This window comes from Vibrio sp. Vb0349 (assembly GCF_033338975.1).
This window is the reverse complement of record NZ_JAWOTS010000002.1, coordinates 150,497-165,291: the sequence shown is the minus strand read 5'-3', so window position 1 is coordinate 165,291 and position 14,795 is coordinate 150,497. Positions and strand designations below refer to the sequence as shown.

Genomic DNA, 14,795 nt, shown 5'->3' with positions numbered 1-14,795 from the left:
CTACATTCTGCGTTACTTTTCGGCCTTATTGCGACATTCATGTGTGCACCAAGTTTTGCCAAGCATGACAACGAGTACACATCACAAAATGGCCACGCCATCGTGCAAGATGTCGAAAAGCCAGGAACACGCATCGAATTCGATGAAGATCAAGATGAGGTCTATCGCGCGGTTCAACAAGGATATATACGACCATTTTCGGAACTTTACGCCGCAGTAGAAAACGACTTATACGGCCGCATCATCAAGGTCGAGCTTGAAGAAGATGATGATGCTTGGGTGTATGAATTGAAAATTCTGTACAACAATAGCGTCCTGAAAGTTGAGTACGACGCCGCCACGCTGGAAATGCTTGAGATCAAAGGTCGCAGCTTTAACAAAGCGTTAAAGCCGCAAAACAACTAAACTTGTCTAATGCGTAATCCAGACACGATGCGTAACTTACTTCGATAAAAATCCAAACATAATAAGAATCATCAATATGAAAATACTTGTTGTTGAAGATGATCCTCGTTTAGGCGAGCAAATCATCGAAACATTAGAAAGTACCGGCTGGGTACCAGAATTGTCCCAAGATGGCATAGACGCTCTGTATCGCGCGACTTCGGAAGAATGGGACGCCATTGTTCTCGACCTCGGCTTGCCAAAACTGGATGGTCTTACCGTCCTAAAAGGCATCAGAGATGAAAACATTAATACTCCTGTCGTGATTCTAAGCGCTCGCGACACCCTAACGCAGCGAGTTGAAGGCTTAAACGCAGGTGCAGACGATTACCTAACTAAACCATTTGAAATGGTTGAGCTTATCGCTCGTATTCGTGCACAGCTGCGAAGAGCCTCTGGTAATGCCTCTCCTGTGATGCAAATTGGCGACTTGAGCTTGGATACACGCACTTCTAAAGTCATGTGGCAAGGGCAAGCGGTAAGCTTGACGGCGCTAGAGTATAAAGTGGTCGCTTACTTTATGCATAACCCGGAAAAAGTGATTTCTCGAACCGAACTCGTCGAGCACATTTACAAACAAGACTTTGATCGTGACTCCAACACAATCGAAGTTTTTATCGGCCGAATTCGCAAAAAAATCGCACCAAAGATCATCAAAACTGTCCGAGGGTTGGGATACCAATTAAATGCCGAATAGAAACAGGCTACCGTTGAACGCAATAAAACGACTGAGTATCAAAAGTCGCCTCGTTTTAGCGGCGATCGTTTGGTTAACGGCAATGATCCTCGCCGCTGGTGTGACGATACCGACGCAGGTCTACAACTATATGGTTGATGACACTCGCTCACAGCTCAGCATTTTTATGGATGAAGTCGCAGCACAGTTAGAAGTCGATAACACCGGGCATCTTTCACTCGCAGCTCAGCTATCAGACCCTCGATTTAACCGACCTTACAGTGGTTTGTATTGGAGTGCCTCTACAGAGGCAAGCCTCGAACGTTCTCGTTCGTTGTGGGACAAAAAAATCGAATACAAAGGTTTGGATAAAGATGCGTATGGAGCAAGAGGCGAAAAACTAATTACGCTAGAAAAAGCGCTTTATCTTCCTGATTACGATGGTCCTATTCACATTATTATTGGTATTGACGAAGAGCCCATTAAAAATACCCTTCAAACGTTAATCGGCCAACTTTGGCTTATTTTGGGTTTATTATTCGCGGGCGTACTTACCGTCATTTTACTGCAAATTGCTTGGTCATTGAGTCCGCTTACAAAGCTACAAAAAGAATTAGCCGAGCTGAAGTCTGGTAATAAAAAGAGTCTAGAAGAAACCTACCCAAAAGAGATTTCTCCTCTAATCTTCGACCTCAACGCTCTGCTGTTCCATTACCAAGAATTACTAGAGAGAGCTCGCAATCATGCAGGTAACCTATCTCATGCACTTAAAACGCCACTTTCTGTTCTAAAAAATGAAGTTCAGACGTTAGAACCTGAGGCACAATCCCGTCTCCGAGCTCCAATCAATCAAATACAAGACCATATCGATTACCATTTGGGTCGTGCCCGTATGGCCGGGTCGATGAACATATTATCAGTGAAGTCGAACCCAGCAGATCGTGTGGATGCTATCTCAATGGCGTTTGATAAAGTGTATGCGAGCCGAAGCATTACCTTAATTAATGAACTTGATTCAGAGCTGAATGTAGCAGTAGAGCAGACCGATCTCGATGAAATGCTAGGTAACTTGCTAGAAAATGGCTATAAGTGGGCCAACAGCATGATTCGTGTACACTCCTCTCAGGACAAGGAAAATATACACATCATTATTGAAGATGATGGGCCAGGCATCCCTAAAGAGAAACTGAGTCAAGTAATCAAGAGAGGAGTTAGATTGGATGAAACAACCCCTGGCTCAGGTCTTGGTCTAAACATAGTCAGTGAAATGGCACACAGTTACCGAGGTCAATTAACATTGGATACAAGCGCTTTAGGTGGATTAAAAGCATCTTTAGTCTTACATCTCAGCCGAACATAAAGCATATAACACATAAACTTTGTTCTTCGGACCATGATTAGTAAACCGATGAAAATGAAGTCGATGTGAACAAAATCCAAGCAAAGCGTTAAAAGGGATAGCCTTCCACCCCGCTAAATCATACCTTTTTGTTGATTTGGATACGATTTGGGTTGCCCATTTATAAGTGGAATGATAGTATCCGCGCTCGCTTGAACAGTTCCTGTTTCAAGCTTTACCACGAACAACAAGGTCGCATTGTTGATTGTGAACATTTGATTTTTACTAATTTGAGAGTAAATACTATGAAATTCGAAGCAGTAGTACGTACTGAACTAGGTAAAGGTGCGAGCCGCCGCCTACGTCACGCTGGCAAATTCCCTGCAGTTGTATACGGCGGTGAAGAAGCAGCAGTAGCTATCGTTCTTAACCACGACGACATCGTAAACCAAATGGACAAGCCTGAATTCTACGAAGGCATCGTTCTAGTTATCGATGGCAAAGAAGTTAAAGTTAAGCCACAAGACGTTCAACGTCACGCGTTCAAGCCAAAAGTTGAACACATGGACTTCATCCGTATCTAATTCCCTACCAAGGAATTAATCGGATTAAATCCAAACCTTTTGCATAAAAGATAATCGGATTTACCAACCGAGACATCTACAAAATTTCAAAACCCCGGAGTCTTACCACCTCCGGGGTTTTACTATATTTGGCATATAGCATTTGATTTATGAACGGGCAATATACTTCACTAAAGTGAGATCGGTCAGCGTCATACTCTCAATCACTTCCGACTCTTCCTCTCCAGTACGCACAAAACCACACTTCTTGTAAAAGTTAAGCCCCTGTTGATTAGTATCCAGTGCTTTCAAACTGATCTGCATAACTGACGTAGAGAGCAAACGTGTCTCTAACTCATCTAACAGTGCACTTCCTGCTCCTTGCCCATAATGTAGCGGCGTAACGTAGCAACATGTCACTAATGCCGTTTTATCTTCGCTGGTGTGGTTAGGTAACTCGTAACTTAAAAAGCCAACAATTTCTCCTTGCCTCTCAACTACGATCAATTGGGCCAGTTGCTCCGTCATCACTCGCGCCCACATCCTTTCTCGACGCTCAATCGTAAACTGCTCTATGTAGCTCTTTGGCATTAATCCTTTATACGCCACCTGCCAAGAATCAACGTGTATCTTGGCGATTTGGGCTGCTTCCTTTTTGAGTGCGTCCCTTACTGTGTATCTCATAAGCATCCTTTATTAGCGTTCACCACTTACAAATTCTTTTAACCCTACCCTTTAAACCAAAGCTCAAAGATAACGGCTACAGTCGCAACGCTTTACATTAATCTATTTCATTTTCATTAATTAAATGATAGTTCACATCATAATATTCGAAGAAGAACGATCCATTATTTACTTTTCATTTTGACTCATTAGGTTGAATCTATTTGTTTAAACACTCGAGTGTCAAATGCGGAATAAGCACGATAAGGTATCGGATGAGGATAAATAAACGATGCCTAAAGCATAAGGTTTCTAAACGATCGCAATTATAGTAAAGAGATAAATACAATTTTTGATAGAGTTTGGCAGAATAAAGCCATGATCAAATGAGTTTAAGCTCTGTGCTGTTCATTATGCATACAAACCGAACCCCTCATCATTAGAGCGAAAATTTATAACGATTTGTGTCATACCTATTAGGAAAAACATAAACTTGGCAAAATAATCACCAAAATCAGCGTAATACTTCGCAAAAATGCGCATTGATTCACACAAACAACACACATTCAATTAACTACCTCACAAAAAATAGAGCTAGCGATACAAAATAAATACTAAATACCAATTCTGTTTATTTATAGACGTAGTTTGCAGGCTTATTAATTCATTTCTCCGATAGAAGTATAAATAAGAGATAGATCACTAAAGTTTCACATTAATTCCGTATATTTCACGCCGTAACAATAACAAAATCACAAAGAAAGGATCCCTTATGAAGTTTTCCAAATCTCTTTTGGTAGTGGCAGTAGGCGCTGCGCTAGCAGGATGCGGCTCAGACAGCGACAATTCTCCAGTAACCTGCGAGACTGCAGATTCTTGTACTAAGTTCACCGTTCTCCACACTAACGATAACCATGGTCGCTTTTGGCATAACAGCGACGGCGAATACGGCATGGCTGCGCGTCACACTTTAATCGAATCTATCCGCGCAGAAGTCGAAGCAAAAGGCGGTGAAACCATTCTGCTATCTGGCGGTGATATTAATACCGGCGTACCAGAATCAGACATGCAAGATGCGGTTCCAGACTTCGTAGGGATGAACCTACTTGGTTACGATGCAATGGCTGTCGGTAACCACGAATTTGATAACTCACTAGATATTCTCGATATGCAAGCCGAGCTAGCTGACTTCCCTATGCTGGCTGCGAATATCTATAAAAAAGATACAAACGAGCGTTACTTCGACCCTTACAAAGTATTTACTATCAACGGCCTTAAGATCGCTGTTATTGGTCTAACAACGCAAGACACTGCGAAGCTAGTCAATCCAGACAACGTATCAAACATCCACTTCGAAGACCCTCAAGTAGAAATCAAAAAGGTACTGAAAGAAATCGAAGAGAACGAAAAGGTAGACCTAGTATTTGCAACGACGCACATGGGTCACTACGAAGATGGCAAAAACGGTAGTGAAGCACCAGGTGACGTTAAACTCGCTCGCTCTCTTGAAGAAGGACAGCTAAACGCTATCATCGGTGGTCACTCACAAAACCCTGTATGTATGGAACCAGGTACCAATGAGTATGCTGATTTCAAACCTGGGGATGATTGTGCCCCAGACCAACAAAAAGGCACTTGGATTATGCAAGCGCATGAGTGGGGTAAATATGTGGGTCGTGCAGACTTCGAATACTACGACGGCAAGCTTCACTTAGCGAATTACGCACTGATTCCTGTAAACCTTCTAGACGAAAACGATGAAGTTATCGGTGAACGAATTCAACAAGATGCAACGGTAAAAGCGTTACTACTGCCATACCAACAACAAGGTCAAGAGTTATTAGATGAGAAGATTTCTAATACGACGGGTAAGTTAGAAGGTGATCGTAACGTAGTTCGCTCTCAACAAACTAACCTAGGTCACCTACTCGGCGAGGCATACCGTACTTACAAAACGGTAAATGCTGACTTTGGTGTGATGAACTCTGGCGGCGTGCGTGATTCAATCCAAGATGGTGATATCACTTACCGTGACGTACTAACGGTTCAGCCATTTGGTAACTTCGTGACTAAAGCAACTATGACAGGTAAAGAAGTTAAAGAATACTTAGATGTGGTTGCGACGAAATCTGCAGGCTCTGGTGCTTACGCTCAACTAGATAACATCACTTTAGATGTAAATTGTGATGCTGGCTCAGTAACCATTACCGATATTAACAATAAAGGCTTCGATCTAGACGCAACGTACACATTCTCTGTAATCAGCTTCAGTGCTGCTGGTGGCGATAACTATCCAATCATCGATGTTCAATCTACACAGCTAACCGATGCATACGTTTTGCGCGAGTTCTTCGTAAACAACCCACAAATCTCTGCGGATAACTACAACAAGAACTTAGAGAACATCAAGTACTTCAGTAATGGCCAACCAGTAAAAGGCTGTCCTGCATCTGGTAGCTAATACTCAACACCTTACCCCTGGCACTAAGAGCTTTTACAAGCAATTTCGTCAGGGCTTTCCTCAAAACCGAAGCTTTGTGCTTCGGTTTTTTATTTTCGATAAATTACTGAAAACTCTCCACCTTCACAATATGTTCAAAAATTGTTCATTTGTGTTATTGACGCCCCTGTGTTGGGCTTCTATGTTTGATAAGGTCTTTTAAATATGCAGGTTCATCGGCTAAATTTCGCGAAACATTTTTAATCGCATAGTCAATGATTCTGAGAAAGATGTGAATGGCGTTACAAACACTGCTCTCAAACAATGTGTCTTTGGACTTCAAACGATGGTGATGTGCCTCCACGCGCACACTAATGAGCAGCGATCTGGACGTCAATGTGTTCAAACTGCTGCCATCGAGTTCTGGAGGTCAAAAATGAAACGAGCCAGCAATAGCTACAGACTCCAAATGATCAAAGAAGTAGTTACCCGTAGAGAGCGTGAAGCTTGTACGGATCCTATGGCGAGATACATTCATCAACTCATGGATGAACGCCCAACAAGTAAATTAGATGTTGAATTCAATCATCGATTTTCAGGAAATCACTTCGACGAACAAGCGGGAGGCTGGGTTAGCGACCGTTGGTCGATGAAATAACGCCAATTACCGCTTTATAGGGAAAATGGATAGGAGATTCCCGGTTCTTAAAGGACACCTTGCCGGACCGGGAATATGTAAAAGCCTAATCAGAACCGAAAGCGAAGGCGTAACCCCACAGACTGAACAAGAGTTCTAGAATAAGTCTTGTTGAGGCGATGACTCATCTTGAAGCTGTTCTGGCTTCGTCTTCCCTGCCAACATCTTTCTTCTGTACCTTTGACGACACAACTTAATAACGTGCAACTGCTGAGCGGGGGTTAAGTTAAGCCAATTAAACCTTTCCTCTCTCTTTCTCATACACCCCTTGCAATACCCTTTTTCATCGGAGGTACATACTCCAACACAAGGGCTTGGGACAGTAAAAAACTCCAGTTGCTCCATACTAAAACCGCTCTTTCCATATTAGGGCGTATTGGCCTAGTTTAAATAATGAGAAGATTAGTCAGCAACAAAACTTGCTATATACTTCGTTATGTCAAAAACATACGAAACCATAACCTTATGCTGACAAAAACAGTGTTTTATTACTTATACTTACCGCGTTTATAAAAACGGAGTCTATAAAATGAAGCTTAGCCTAAAAACGTTAGTTACAGCAATCTCTCTCCCTGTTCTTATGACTGCTTGTGCTAGCAACGGTGATGATGTGAAAGAAATAACGGCTCAAGATTTGCAGCACCACAACTGGGAACTTGTTCAAGTTGATGGCAAAAATATCGTTCTAGACGAACACCAAAAAGCGGCTCGCCTAGAAATTGGTGAAAATCTAACCGCAAACGGCAACGCAGGTTGCAACAACTTCTTCGGTCAAGCCGAGCTGAAAAACAACCAACTACGCATCGAAAAAATGGGCATGACCATGAAGATGTGTATGGAAGATCAAATGAAGATCGAAAACGCAATGACACAAACACTATCTAACTGGAGCGATATCACGCTAACTAAAGATGGTCTTGTTCTGAAAAGTGCCGATCACGAATTGACGTTTACACTACGTGACTGGGTAAACTAATCCCAACTAAGTAAACCAAATAGTATTTTGAAAGCAGCCAGACGGCTGCTTTTTTTATGTCCACGAGTCATTGGTCGTGCATGCCAAAGTCATTTAAGTGACAAACTTTCTTTCTCTTTTGCCCTCAATTCCATGCTTTAAACATCAATTTTGCTCTGTAAAACAACCTATTCATATCTCTGGGGACAATAATTTTCAATTACTTGAAAGAATATCCTCAAACAAACGGTCCGCTCCTAGAATGACACCAAATTTGTCCTTTCTTCGTTTTGCTTCACATTGAGAGTAATTCTTTGAATCAATGAGTGATTCCGTTTGGGATTGGCATTGATAATAGAGAGAGATGAATTACTATCCTTGTAACAGAGCGGAACGACTTGCGAAAACGTCAATAGAAACGAAAGCAAGAACCAAAAGACATAACACGGAATAGATATGAAAAAGCTACTCAGCAGCATTGGCATTTTAGCCACGACTTTTGCGACACCTTCTTTTGCCGATTCATCAGTGAATAGCGAATGGCAAAAAATCGAACATCAAGCCGACGGGCAATCCGTCTACTTTCATGCTTGGGGCGGAAGCCAAGAAATTAATCGCTACATACAGTGGGCGAGTAGAGAGCTAAAATCACGTTATAACGTGACGCTAAACCACGTTAAAGTAACTGATATTTCTGAGACCACTACTCGACTTATCGCAGAAAAAGCGGCAGGCAAAAACAGCGGTGGCAGTGTTGATATGGTTTGGATCAATGGCGAAAACTTCAAATCAATGAAGGATAACCAATTGCTATTTGGTCCTTTTGTCGAAGGTTTGCCAAGCTGGCAATATGTGGATAAATCTCTACCAATTGATGTGGACTTCTCCGAGCCAACAGAAGGTCTAGAAGCACCTTGGGGAGTAGGACAATTAGTGTTTATCCATGACGAGCAAACCCTCCATAACCCTCCAAAATCATTCGCAGAAATGCTGAGCTATGCAAAAGCGTTCCCGAATCGCCTGACTTACCCTCGACCACCAGAGTTTCATGGCACAAGCTTTATCAAAGCATTACTCATTGAACTGTCTAACAACGCCCCTGAGCTGCAACAACCAGTTACCGATAACACGTTTGAGCAAGTCACTCAACCGCTGTGGTCTTATCTAGATGAGTTCCATAAAGTCGCTTGGCGCGGTGGTAAGCAGTTTCCAGGTGGTACAGCAGAAACCCTTCAGCTACTAGATGATGGTCAGACTGACCTGGCGATTACCTTTAACCCGAACGCGGTTTTCTCTGCGCAGTCGAGCGGTAATCTTGCAGAGAGCACCAAAGCGTACGCAATGGACGCAGGAGCACTCTCAAATATCCACTTTTTAGCGATTCCTTGGAACGCAAATGCCAGTGCTGGTGCACAAGTTGCGATAAACTTTTTATTGAGCCCTGAAGCACAGTCTCGCAAAGGTAACCTAAACATCTGGGGCGACCCTTCGGTACTAAGCAACCAATACCTAACTGGTTCGGCCAAAAACACTCAACAATTCAAATCTATCGCTGAGCCACATCCAAGTTGGCAAGCGGCGTTAGAAAAAGAATGGTTGAAACGCTACGGGAATTAGTAAGAATCCATGTTAAGAGCGCTGTATTTAGTCATTATCGCAGTTTGTATTTTGCCTACCATTCCGGGACTACTTGGAGTGGTGGTCTCTGCGCTCGGTTATGTGCCTCCTATCGGCTTGCACCACTTTTCTTTAGATGGCTTTAACGCTGTTTTTGATTGGGAGGGTGTTTGGACATCCATCGGGCTTACTTTCTACTCTGCCATTTTCAGTAGCTACTTGGCTTGCTTGATCACATTTGCGATTTTGCAAGCCTCTTGGGGCAGTAAGTTTTGGCGAAAAATTGAAGTAAGCCTCTCGCCACTTCTTGCCATGCCGCACGTAGCGTTTGCGATTGGCTTTGCGTTCTTGTTTGCCCCAACTGGTATGGGCGTTAGGGTTCTCAACCAACTGTTTGGTTACGACCCGAATGCACAAACGGTGAATGACTTAGCATTGCTGATTAAAGATCCGCACGCACTCGGTTTGATCATCATGCTTGCGATTAAAGAAGTGCCGTTTTTATTGTTGATGAGTATTCCAATTCTTCAGCAATTGAAAGTCGATAAGATTGAAAAAGTCAGTCATTCGATGGGCTACAGTTCGGCGCAAGCGTGGTGGAAATGCGTGTTCCCACAGTGGATAGCAAAACTGCGCTTTCCAATGCTGGCGGTATTGGCTTACAGTTTGTCCGTTGTCGATGTCGCCCTGATTATTGGCCCCACCAACCCGCCGACGTTTGCGGTTTTGGTATGGCAATGGTTTAACGATCCAGATTTATCGCTCCTACCAAGAGCGGCCGCTGGCGCAGTAATACTGTTTGCGATCGCAAGCCTTTTGATTGGATTTGCACGCTTAATGGAATGGTGTATTACCAAAGGCTTCAAACGCTGGCAGTACTCTGGTCGAAACGGGTTTCGTTTACCCGGTAAAACCCTATTTTCACTGGTCGCGCTACTTGCACTTCTAATGATTCCACTCATGGTGCTGTGGAGCTTTGCCCAACGTTGGCGCTTTCCAGATTTGCTCCCAAGCCGTTACAGCCTGCGTTTTTGGGAATACGAATGGCACAGTATTCTAGGGACTCTAGAACAAAGTATGTCAATCGCCCTAATCAGCGCGACTGTCGCGCTAGTTCTTGCTTTAATAGCACATGAGTATCGTCTCCGTTATCGCTGGCAGGTGCCCGGTTACATCATCGCCATCCCAATGCTGATTCCTCAGCTATCCGTGCTATTCGGTATGCAAGTAGTGACGCTGTACTTAAACAGTAATGCGTATTTCTTTTGGGTATGTTGGGCGCATATATTCTTTGCGTTCCCATTTATTTACCTCTCGCTAGACGGTCCGTGGCGCAGCTTCGATAACGGCTTAACTCGCGCCGCACTCAGCTTGGGTAAATCACCGATGCAAGCTTGGTTAAAAGTGAAACTGCCAATCCTCCTGCCTGCAATTGCATTCGCGTGGGCTGTCGGTATTAGTGTCAGCCTGGCGCAATACCTACCAACATTGGTGCTAGGGGCTGGGCGCATTAGCACCATCACAACCGAAGCCGTTGCACTATCCAGTGGTTTTGACCGACGTGTCACCGCTATTTACGCTATTTGGCAAGCTCTGCTGCCATTCTTGTTCTTTTCTTTTGCGATACTGCTTAGCCACTTGCACAGGAAGTATCGCCGCTTGTCTATAAAAGGTTTACTACTGAATGAGTCTTTGTCTCGAAAACCTCGCCATCCGTAAAACCAATGGCGACGCGCTTTTTTCAGCGTTCAACATGACCGTAGAAAAAGGTGAAATCGTTACCCTGATGGGGCCTAGCGGTTGTGGTAAATCCACTTTGTTGGATGCCATTGCCGGGCACCTATCCGCCGAGTTCGACTACTCTGGATCCATTACGCTTGATAACGAAAAGTTGGATGCCCTCCCTGCCCATAAGCGTCAGGTCGGTATTCTATTCCAAGAAGATTTGCTCTTCCCTCATTTAACGGTGTGGGAGAACCTTGCCTTCGCGCTACCAAACTCAATCAAAGGTGAAGAGCGTAAAGCTCACGCTATGCAAGCACTGAAGAACATTTCATTGACCAAACTAGCAGAGTCCTTTCCTGACCAAATTTCGGGAGGGCAACGTGCCCGTATCTCATTGACTCGTATGCTGCTAGCAAAGCCAAAAGTTGCGCTACTTGATGAGCCCTATAGCAAGCTGGATAAAGACCTGCGCGTGCAATTTCGCAATTGGGTGGCCGAACAATTGCAGCAAGCGAACATCCCTACTTTGATGGTAACGCACGATGAAGACGATATTCCTGATGGCAGCAGCTGCCTAAACTGGCCGTGGGAGACAAATCATGCTTGATAGCCTGAGTATAAAGCTCATCCGCAAACCGCTGGCACTCAGTGCGAAATATCTCGATAAATGTGGTATCACTGCAAATCAGACGACAGTGTTTGGTTTTGTACTTGGCTGTTTTGCCCTGCCGGCTTTGATCACCGAACAGTACTTGTTGGCGTTGCTGTTTATTTTGCTGAACAGAATCTGTGATGGGTTAGACGGTGCACTGGCGAGGATTCAAGGCATTACCGATGCGGGTGGTTTTCTTGATATCAGCTTAGATTTTTTGTTCTATTCGTTGATTCCTTTTGGCTTTGTGCTTGCCAACCCAGAGCACAATGCCGTTGCAGGCGCATTTTTGATTTTTTCCTTCATCGGCACTGGTAGTAGCTTTTTGGCTTTTGCCATCATGGCAGGAAAACAAGGCATCGATAATCCGGTATATAAAAACAAATCGCTTTACTACATGAGCGGCTTAACCGAAGGTACAGAAACCATTGGCTGCTTGGTTTTATTTTGTTTGCTACCGCAACACTTTGCCGTCATCGCGTATATCTTTGGCGCGGCATGCTGGTTTACTACTTTTACACGTATTTATTCAGGGTTTCATACGCTTAACGATCATTAATACTGCTTAGACAATCGCGTTTCCTTAAGGGACAGGCCGCTAAGCCACTGTTTTATAAAGCACCAAAACGCAGGTTAAATTGGGGTATATACTCTTTGAATGAAGAAACCATTCGGAGGCTATATGAAAAAACAGATCAATTTAGGCATGTTGCTCACCATTACTTGTGCGCTCGTGCTTGGCGGCTGTAGCTCACCTAACCCGTACGGAGATGCATACGGCTCATCCGACACTCGCAAAGTTCAGCAGGTTTACTACGGCACAGTAGAAAAAGTAGAACCCGTAACCATTGATGCCTCTACCCAATCCAATGCCATTGGCACCATCGCTGGTGCTGCCGTGGGCGGGATCTTAGGCTCAAAAGTTGGGGGCGGTTCTGGCTCGGATATCGCTGCCATTGGTGGTGGTCTATTGGGTGGCTATGCAGGCAGCAAAGCGGCTGAAGCAACCGCGAAAAGAAATGGCGTGAATCTGACCATTCGTTTAGAGGACGGAAAGATTATCTCTATTGTTCAAGAAGCAAATCCAAACATGATTTTCCAACCAGGCCAAGCGGTCCAAATCAATGTTTCTGGTAATGACGCCAGAGTCGTTCCTCGTTAATTCGGACGAACCAAACCTTTGGCCTGCTTTAATTCAAACACCTAATCCGCGCAAGCTTACATCACTGGCTTGTTAACTTGCGCGTTTCTTTTCGTATCAAACTTGATCGTCGTCAATGGAACATCAATCTCCCACACCTTTCGATGTTCAAATGACATCAAGTTGCTAGCATGAGCCCATTCCAGATAACTTTGGGCTTGTTATGACTCCGACTGTTGACCACGTATTCCTTAATATCGCGCTAAACCTCAGCTCAAATCGCTCTCACGAGCAGCAATATCAAAATCTCATTGATGGGGTCGCGCAAGTATTCCCATGTGATGCGAGCTGCCTGTTTATCTTCGATGAGGATGGGTTTCTAACTCCTGTCGCGGTAAAAGGCTTATCCAGCTCGGTCTTAGGTCGTCGCTATTTCCCCAAGGCGCACCCTCGCTTAGATGCCATTATTCATAGCCGTGAACCGGTGCGTTTCGATGCCGATTGTTCACTGCCGGATCCTTTCGACGGCACACTATTAACTGAAGACCAATGCATTGATGTTCACGATTGCATGGGCTTTAGCTTGTATGTCGAAGGCCAACTTGTTGGCGCACTAACGATGGATGCACTAACGGTGGGCGCGTTTGATGGCATCGATCCTGTCGCTATCGAAACCTTTGCGGCTTTGACCGCTGCGACATTGCGTAACATTGCTCAGTTAAAAGCGCTCAAAGCGCAAAACCAGAAGCAAAAAAGCGTCACTCAAACCCTTATCCAGCAAGCCCGTTCTCAACATGGTGAAATGGTGGGTTTGAGTCCACAGATCAACCAGTTACGAAACAACATTGCGACCGTTGCTCAATCAGATTACGCAGTACTTATCACAGGAGAGACCGGTACTGGTAAAGAACTGGTCGCGCACTCGGTACACGCGCAATCTCATCGTAGCGATAAGCCGATGATTTACGTCAACTGTGCGGCCCTGCCTGAAGGTCTGGCTGAGAGTGAACTGTTTGGCCATGTCAAAGGCGCATTTACAGGTGCTAATAGCCACCGTGCCGGTAAGTTTGAACTGGCAGACGGTGGAACGATTTTCCTTGATGAAGTGGGCGAACTGCCTTTGATTTTGCAAGCAAAATTGCTACGTGTGATTCAACAAGGCGAGCTGCAACGTGTAGGTAGCGATCAGCATTTGATGGTCAATGTGCGCATCATCGCCGCGACTAATCGACAATTAGAAAAAGAGGTCGAAGCTGGCACGTTTCGAGTAGACCTTTTCCACCGTTTAAACGTGTTCCCAATCCAAGTCCCCCCACTGCGTGCCCGTGACGGAGATATTCCCGTTTTAGCAGGATACCTGTTAGAAAAAGTACGCCAACAATTTAATGCGCCCAATCTGCACGTTCACCCTAAGGTGTTGGCTCAACTGGAGTCTTCACCTTGGTACGGAAACGTACGCGAGCTCGAACACACTTTAACTCGCGCGGCTTTACACGCTATTCAACAAGGTGCAAGCACGATCATGCTTAACCATTTCGACACCTCATTGGCTCTCGGTGATGTAAAAAACACATCGCATTATTTACCCAAAGAAAGCCAACCAATGCGAGAGCTAATAGAAAGCTATCAACGTGATTTAATTGAACATGCTTTAAGCCAAACTGGTGGTGTTTGGGCAAAAGCAGCGGAGTTTTTACAAATGGATCGCGGGAACTTATATCGGATGGGTAAAAAACTTGGGATCAATAAATAACCAACCGCAAGAAGCCGATGTAATTAAGACATCATTTGCGTTGTCTTAATTACATCACCTCCTCTATCAAAAACAAACAAAGCCATTAAAAATCAACAAGATAATAATTGGCACGCATTCTGCTCTCTAG

General features: G+C 44.3%; 15 protein-coding genes. 13 read left to right on the top strand and 2 right to left on the bottom strand.

Features of this window, described 5'->3' with window-relative positions:
* Positions 1 to 39: 39 nt before the first annotated feature.
* From R7Q47_RS04065 to rplY, 4 genes are all read left to right on the top strand, one after another.
* Complete coding sequence (locus R7Q47_RS04065) at positions 40 to 405, top strand: PepSY domain-containing protein (protein ID WP_372036143.1); 366 nt, start codon at positions 40 to 42, stop codon at positions 403 to 405.
* A gap of 76 nt (positions 406 to 481) precedes the next feature.
* Entirely contained in the window at positions 482 to 1,141 is a 660-nt protein-coding gene (locus R7Q47_RS04060; RefSeq protein ID WP_005378073.1) for a response regulator transcription factor, read from the top strand.
* A complete protein-coding gene (locus tag R7Q47_RS04055; protein WP_005378071.1) occupies positions 1,131 to 2,480 on the top strand; it encodes an ATP-binding protein in 1,350 nt (449 codons plus the stop codon). Before R7Q47_RS04060 ends, R7Q47_RS04055 begins: the two co-directional genes overlap by 11 nt.
* Before the next feature lie 284 nt (positions 2,481 to 2,764).
* Positions 2,765 to 3,043 carry a 50S ribosomal protein L25 gene (gene rplY, locus R7Q47_RS04050; protein ID WP_005378066.1) on the top strand — a complete coding sequence of 93 codons (279 nt, stop codon included), beginning with the start codon at positions 2,765 to 2,767 and terminating at the stop codon, positions 3,041 to 3,043.
* A gap of 147 nt (positions 3,044 to 3,190) precedes the next feature.
* Here rplY and R7Q47_RS04045 read toward each other — a convergent pair whose 3' ends face one another.
* Complete coding sequence (locus R7Q47_RS04045; RefSeq protein ID WP_017634886.1) at positions 3,191 to 3,706, bottom strand: GNAT family N-acetyltransferase; 516 nt, start codon at positions 3,704 to 3,706, stop codon at positions 3,191 to 3,193.
* A 751-nt stretch (positions 3,707 to 4,457) separates the two neighbouring features.
* On the opposite strand from R7Q47_RS04045, the gene ushA reads away from it, so the two are divergent.
* Both ushA and R7Q47_RS04035 read left to right on the top strand, forming a co-directional pair.
* A complete protein-coding gene (gene ushA, locus R7Q47_RS04040) occupies positions 4,458 to 6,146 on the top strand; it encodes a bifunctional UDP-sugar hydrolase/5'-nucleotidase UshA (protein ID WP_017634888.1) in 1,689 nt (562 codons plus the stop codon).
* A 415-nt stretch (positions 6,147 to 6,561) separates the two neighbouring features.
* Complete coding sequence (locus R7Q47_RS04035) at positions 6,562 to 6,783, top strand: hypothetical protein (RefSeq protein ID WP_005386686.1); 222 nt, start codon at positions 6,562 to 6,564, stop codon at positions 6,781 to 6,783.
* Positions 6,784 to 6,918: 135 nt separating this feature from the next.
* Here R7Q47_RS04035 and R7Q47_RS04030 read toward each other — a convergent pair whose 3' ends face one another.
* Entirely contained in the window at positions 6,919 to 7,167 is a 249-nt protein-coding gene (locus R7Q47_RS04030) for a DUF1289 domain-containing protein (RefSeq protein WP_005378062.1), read from the bottom strand.
* Positions 7,168 to 7,351: 184 nt separating this feature from the next.
* On the opposite strand from R7Q47_RS04030, the gene R7Q47_RS04025 reads away from it, so the two are divergent.
* The 7 genes from R7Q47_RS04025 (at position 7,352) to norR (ending at position 14,665) form a co-directional block, all read left to right on the top strand.
* Entirely contained in the window at positions 7,352 to 7,798 is a 447-nt protein-coding gene (locus tag R7Q47_RS04025; RefSeq protein ID WP_005378077.1) for an META domain-containing protein, read from the top strand.
* A 435-nt stretch (positions 7,799 to 8,233) separates the two neighbouring features.
* A complete protein-coding gene (locus tag R7Q47_RS04020; RefSeq protein WP_064353819.1) occupies positions 8,234 to 9,394 on the top strand; it encodes an ABC transporter substrate-binding protein in 1,161 nt (386 codons plus the stop codon).
* A gap of 9 nt (positions 9,395 to 9,403) precedes the next feature.
* The gene (locus R7Q47_RS04015) at positions 9,404 to 11,113 is read left to right on the top strand and encodes an ABC transporter permease (protein ID WP_238844518.1); all 1,710 of its coding nucleotides are present in this window, start codon (positions 9,404 to 9,406) and stop codon (positions 11,111 to 11,113) included.
* On the top strand, positions 11,079 to 11,726 hold the full coding sequence (locus R7Q47_RS04010; RefSeq protein WP_318088657.1) for an ATP-binding cassette domain-containing protein: 648 nt from the start codon (positions 11,079 to 11,081) through the stop codon (positions 11,724 to 11,726). The genes R7Q47_RS04015 and R7Q47_RS04010 overlap by 35 nt, the downstream gene beginning before the upstream one ends.
* Positions 11,719 to 12,330 carry a CDP-alcohol phosphatidyltransferase family protein gene (locus R7Q47_RS04005; protein WP_042522015.1) on the top strand — a complete coding sequence of 204 codons (612 nt, stop codon included), beginning with the start codon at positions 11,719 to 11,721 and terminating at the stop codon, positions 12,328 to 12,330. The genes R7Q47_RS04010 and R7Q47_RS04005 overlap by 8 nt, the downstream gene beginning before the upstream one ends.
* Before the next feature lie 123 nt (positions 12,331 to 12,453).
* Entirely contained in the window at positions 12,454 to 12,933 is a 480-nt protein-coding gene (locus R7Q47_RS04000; protein WP_005386695.1) for a glycine zipper 2TM domain-containing protein, read from the top strand.
* Between the two features lie 202 nt (positions 12,934 to 13,135).
* A complete protein-coding gene (norR, locus tag R7Q47_RS03995; RefSeq protein ID WP_167415136.1) occupies positions 13,136 to 14,665 on the top strand; it encodes a nitric oxide reductase transcriptional regulator NorR in 1,530 nt (509 codons plus the stop codon).
* The last annotated feature ends 130 nt before the right edge of the window (positions 14,666 to 14,795 follow it).

Coding starts and splice junctions, on each gene's coding strand:
- R7Q47_RS04065 (WP_372036143.1), top strand. CDS start 40: ATGTGTGCACCAAGTTTTGCCAAGCATGACAACGAGTACACATCACAA.
- R7Q47_RS04060 (WP_005378073.1), top strand. CDS start 482: ATGAAAATACTTGTTGTTGAAGATGATCCTCGTTTAGGCGAGCAAATC.
- R7Q47_RS04055 (WP_005378071.1), top strand. CDS start 1,131: ATGCCGAATAGAAACAGGCTACCGTTGAACGCAATAAAACGACTGAGT.
- rplY (WP_005378066.1), top strand. CDS start 2,765: ATGAAATTCGAAGCAGTAGTACGTACTGAACTAGGTAAAGGTGCGAGC.
- R7Q47_RS04045 (WP_017634886.1), bottom strand. CDS start 3,706: ATGAGATACACAGTAAGGGACGCACTCAAAAAGGAAGCAGCCCAAATC.
- ushA (WP_017634888.1), top strand. CDS start 4,458: ATGAAGTTTTCCAAATCTCTTTTGGTAGTGGCAGTAGGCGCTGCGCTA.
- R7Q47_RS04035 (WP_005386686.1), top strand. CDS start 6,562: ATGAAACGAGCCAGCAATAGCTACAGACTCCAAATGATCAAAGAAGTA.
- R7Q47_RS04030 (WP_005378062.1), bottom strand. CDS start 7,167: ATGGAGCAACTGGAGTTTTTTACTGTCCCAAGCCCTTGTGTTGGAGTA.
- R7Q47_RS04025 (WP_005378077.1), top strand. CDS start 7,352: ATGAAGCTTAGCCTAAAAACGTTAGTTACAGCAATCTCTCTCCCTGTT.
- R7Q47_RS04020 (WP_064353819.1), top strand. CDS start 8,234: ATGAAAAAGCTACTCAGCAGCATTGGCATTTTAGCCACGACTTTTGCG.
- R7Q47_RS04015 (WP_238844518.1), top strand. CDS start 9,404: ATGTTAAGAGCGCTGTATTTAGTCATTATCGCAGTTTGTATTTTGCCT.
- R7Q47_RS04010 (WP_318088657.1), top strand. CDS start 11,079: ATGAGTCTTTGTCTCGAAAACCTCGCCATCCGTAAAACCAATGGCGAC.
- R7Q47_RS04005 (WP_042522015.1), top strand. CDS start 11,719: ATGCTTGATAGCCTGAGTATAAAGCTCATCCGCAAACCGCTGGCACTC.
- R7Q47_RS04000 (WP_005386695.1), top strand. CDS start 12,454: ATGAAAAAACAGATCAATTTAGGCATGTTGCTCACCATTACTTGTGCG.
- norR (WP_167415136.1), top strand. CDS start 13,136: ATGACTCCGACTGTTGACCACGTATTCCTTAATATCGCGCTAAACCTC.